The sequence below is a fragment of the Cellulomonas hominis genome (assembly GCF_005239125.1).
Classification (GTDB): domain Bacteria; phylum Actinomycetota; class Actinomycetes; order Actinomycetales; family Cellulomonadaceae; genus Cellulomonas; species Cellulomonas hominis_A.
Genome location: NZ_SZYE01000275.1, coordinates 1 through 3621, shown reverse-complemented (window position 1 = coordinate 3621; position 3621 = coordinate 1). Strand labels below are relative to the sequence as shown.

The window sequence follows — 3621 nt, the reverse complement described above, 5'->3', positions numbered from 1 at the left end:
TCGACGCGCTGCGGGTGTCGCTGGGCCCCGACGCGGGCGGCGCGGCCCTGGACGCCGAGCTCGCCGCGCGGCTGTGCTGCTCGCCGCTCGGGGGGCTGGACGCCGTGGGCCTGCGCCGGCTGCGCCGGAGCCTGCGGGCGGAGGAGGTCGCCCTGGGGGGCGGCCGGGCGAGCGACGAGCTGCTGGTGGAGGTGCTGGGGTCGCCGGCGCTCGCCGCGGGGCTGCAGCCGGTCGTGCGCCGGCCGGTGGCCCGGATCGCCACGGTCCTCGCCGAGGGCCGGGCCGCCGCCGCGGTGCCCGGCGCGGACGCCCAGGGCGTGCTGTGGGCGATCTGGGACGCGTCGGGGCTGGCCGAGCCGTGGCGGCGGTCGGCGCTCGCCGGCGGGCCGGGCGGGGCGCGCGCGGACCGGGACCTGGACGCCGTGCTCGCGCTGTTCCGCGCGGCGGAGACGTTCGTCGACCGGATGCCGCAGGCCCGCGCCGCCGCGTTCCTCGAGTGGGTCGAGGCGCAGGAGCTGCCGTCCGACACGATCGCCGCGCGCGCCCGCCGGGACGCGGTGTCCGTGCTGACCCCCGCGGGGGCCGCCGGGCGGGAGTGGGACGTCGTCGCGGTCGCGGGCGTGCAGGAGGGCGTGTGGCCCGACCTGCGGTTGCGCGACTCGCTGCTCGGCTCGCAGGCGCTCGTCGACGTGCTGGCGGGCCGGGACGCCGGCCGCGCCGACGCGCGCGCGGCCGCGGAGGCGGGTGCCGCCGCGCGCGCCGCCGTGCTGGCCGACGAGCTCCGGTCGTTCCACGTGGCCGTGTCCCGCGCCCGCCGGGTGCTCCTGGTGACGGCCGTGTCCGACGAGGACGACCAGCCGTCGCCGTTCCTCGACCTGGTCGAGCCGAACGACGAGGACGACGACCCCCGCCGCACCGTCGCCCCCGCGCCGCTGGACCTGCGGGGGCTCGTGGCCCAGCTCCGCGGGCGGCTGGAGCAGTCGGCGCGCGCGGGCACCCCGGACGCCGAGGCCGCGGCGGTGCTCGCGCGCCTGGCCGACGAGGGCGTGCCCGGGGCCGACCCCGCCGAGTGGCACGGCCTGGCCGACCCCTCGAGCGACGACCCGCTGTGGGCGGCCGGGGAGCGGGTGCCGGTGTCGCCGTCGCGCATCGAGACGGCCGGCACCTGCACCCTGCGCTGGGCGCTCGAGGCCGCCGGCGGCACCGCGCCGAGCAGCGCCCGGCAGTCGCTCGGCACGCTGGTGCACGCGCTCGCGCAGACCCACCCGCGGGGCGGCCGCGAGGCGCTGCTCGCCGAGCTCGACCGGCGGTGGCCGGAGCTCGGTCTCGGGCACGGGTGGCCCGCCACGCTGGAGCGCCGCCGCGCGGAGGCGATGGTGGAGCGGCTCGCGGACTACCTGGAGCGGGCGGGCGAGCCGCTGGCGGTCGAGGCGCGGTTCGAGCTGGAGCTGGACCGGGCCGTGGTCCGGGGGACGGTGGACCGGGTCGAGCGGGCGGAGCGGGGCGACGCGCCGGCAGAGGCCGGGTCCGGCGAGGGCGCGCCGCTGCCCGTCCGGGTGGTCGACCTCAAGACCGGCCGCACCGCCCCGTCGGCCCAGGAGGCGACGACCAACCCGCAGCTCGGCGCGTACCAGCTCGCGGTCGACGCCGGCGCCGTCGAGGGGCTGCCCCCGGGGGCGACCAGCGCGGGCGCGCAGCTCGTGTTCGTCTCCGACGTCAACAAGAACAAGGCGGCGCTGCGTGAGCAGCCCGCGCTCGGACCGGACGCGCCGGACGACCCGTCCTGGGCCCGGACGCACATCGAGGAGGTGGCGGAGCGGATGGCCGCCTCGTCGTTCGCGGCGACCGCCAACCCGCTGTGCGACCGGTGCCCGGTGCGCCGGTCCTGCCCGCTGCGCGACGAGGGCGGGCAGGTGGTCGCGTGAGCGTGCTCGCCGCCACCCTGTCGGCGCAGGACATCGCCCGGCTGCTCCGGCGCGACCTGCCGACCGAGGAGCAGGTCGCCGTCATCGAGTCCCCCCTGAGCCCCGCGCTGGTCGTGGCGGGCGCCGGCTCCGGCAAGACCGAGACCATGTCCGCCCGCGTCGTGTGGCTGCTCGCGAACGGCCTCGTCGCGCCCGAGGAGGTCCTCGGTCTCACGTTCACCCGCAAGGCCGCGGGCGAGCTCGCCGAGCGCGTGCGCCGGCGGCTGCGGCACCTCGCGCGCGCCGCGGCGGCCGAGGGCGTGCACCTGCCCGGCCTGTCCGCCGCGCAGGACGCGGCCGACGGCGGTGCCGCGCTGCTGACCGTCGCCCGCCCGACCATCTCGACCTACAACGCCTACGCGGCGTCGCTGGTCGGCGACCACGGCCTGCGGATCGGCGTCGAGCCGTCCGCCCGGCTGCTGGGCGAGGCCGCGCAGTGGCAGCTCGCCAGCGAGGTCGTGGAGTCGTGGACCGCCGACCTCGACTCCTCCGCCGCGGTGTCCACCGTGGTCGAGGCCGTGCTGACCCTGTCCGGGGCGCTGGACGAGCACCTGATCGGGGCCGACGAGGCGCGCCGCGGCATCGAGGGCATCGTCGAGGCCGTCGAGGCGACCCCGCCCGGCACGCCCCCGCGGCAGCCGTACGCCAAGGTCCGCGAGCTCGTCGGCTCGCTGCGCGAGCGGCAGCGGGTGCTCGACCTCGTCGCGGCGTACCGGGAGCGCAAGCGCGCCGCGGACGCGCTCGACTTCGGCGACCAGGTCGCCATCGCCGCGCGCCTCGCCCGGGACGTGCCCGAGGTCGGCGCGGGGGAGCGGGCCCGGTTCCGGGTCGTGCTGCTCGACGAGTACCAGGACACCTCGTACGCGCAGCTCGTGCTGCTGTCCCAGCTGTTCGGTGGCGGCCACCCCGTCACCGCGGTCGGCGACCCGCACCAGTCGATCTACGGCTGGCGCGGCGCGAGCGCGGGCGGGCTCGAGCGGTTCCCGACCGACTTCCCCGACGTGGCCCCGGACGGCGACCGGCGGCCCGCCGCGGTCTACGCCCTGTCGACGTCCTGGCGGAACGACGTCGCGGTGCTGGACGCGGCGAACCACGTCGCCGCGCCGTTGCGCCGGCCCGAGAAGGCGCGCGTCACCCTGCCGACGCTCGGTGCGCGACCCGGCGCCGGTGCCGGCGAGGTGATCGCCCACCTCGCGCCCACGCTGGAGGAGGAGGCGCAGGCGGTCGCGGAGTTCGTCGCGGCGCGCTGGCGCCCCGAGGGCGGGCCCGGCGTCGACGGCGGTGCGCCCGCGCCCGGCGGCGGGCGCGTGACCGCGGCGGTCCTGTGCCGCAAGCGCGCGCAGTTCCCGGTGCTGCACCGCGCGCTGCGGGCGGCCGGGCTGCCGGTGGAGGTCGTCGGGCTCGGCGGCCTGCTCGCCACGCCCGAGGTGGTCGACGTGGTGGCGCTCCTGCAGGCGGCGCACGACCCCTCGCGGGGCGACTCGCTCATGCGGCTGCTCACCGGCGCGCGGACCATGCTCGGCGCCGCGGACCTGCACGCGCTCGCGGACTGGTCGGCGCACCTGGCGCGGGGGCTCGACGCGCGGGCGGCGGCAGCGGTCGCGCGGGAGCGCGCGACGTCGGCGGGGGACGACGCGCCGGCGGGCGTGCCCGCGGG

2 protein-coding genes are annotated in these 3621 nt (G+C 79.5%); both read left to right on the top strand.

Features of this window, described 5'->3' with window-relative positions; translation table 11 throughout:
* Window positions 1–1925, top strand: a 1925-nt coding sequence (locus FA014_RS18715) for a PD-(D/E)XK nuclease family protein (RefSeq protein WP_195969375.1), incomplete at its 5' end; no start/stop codon positions are given.
* Window positions 1922–3621 (top strand): ATP-dependent helicase (locus FA014_RS18710; protein WP_154731121.1); only part of this gene is annotated, 1700 nt, incomplete at its 3' end. The genes FA014_RS18715 and FA014_RS18710, both read left to right, overlap by 4 nt.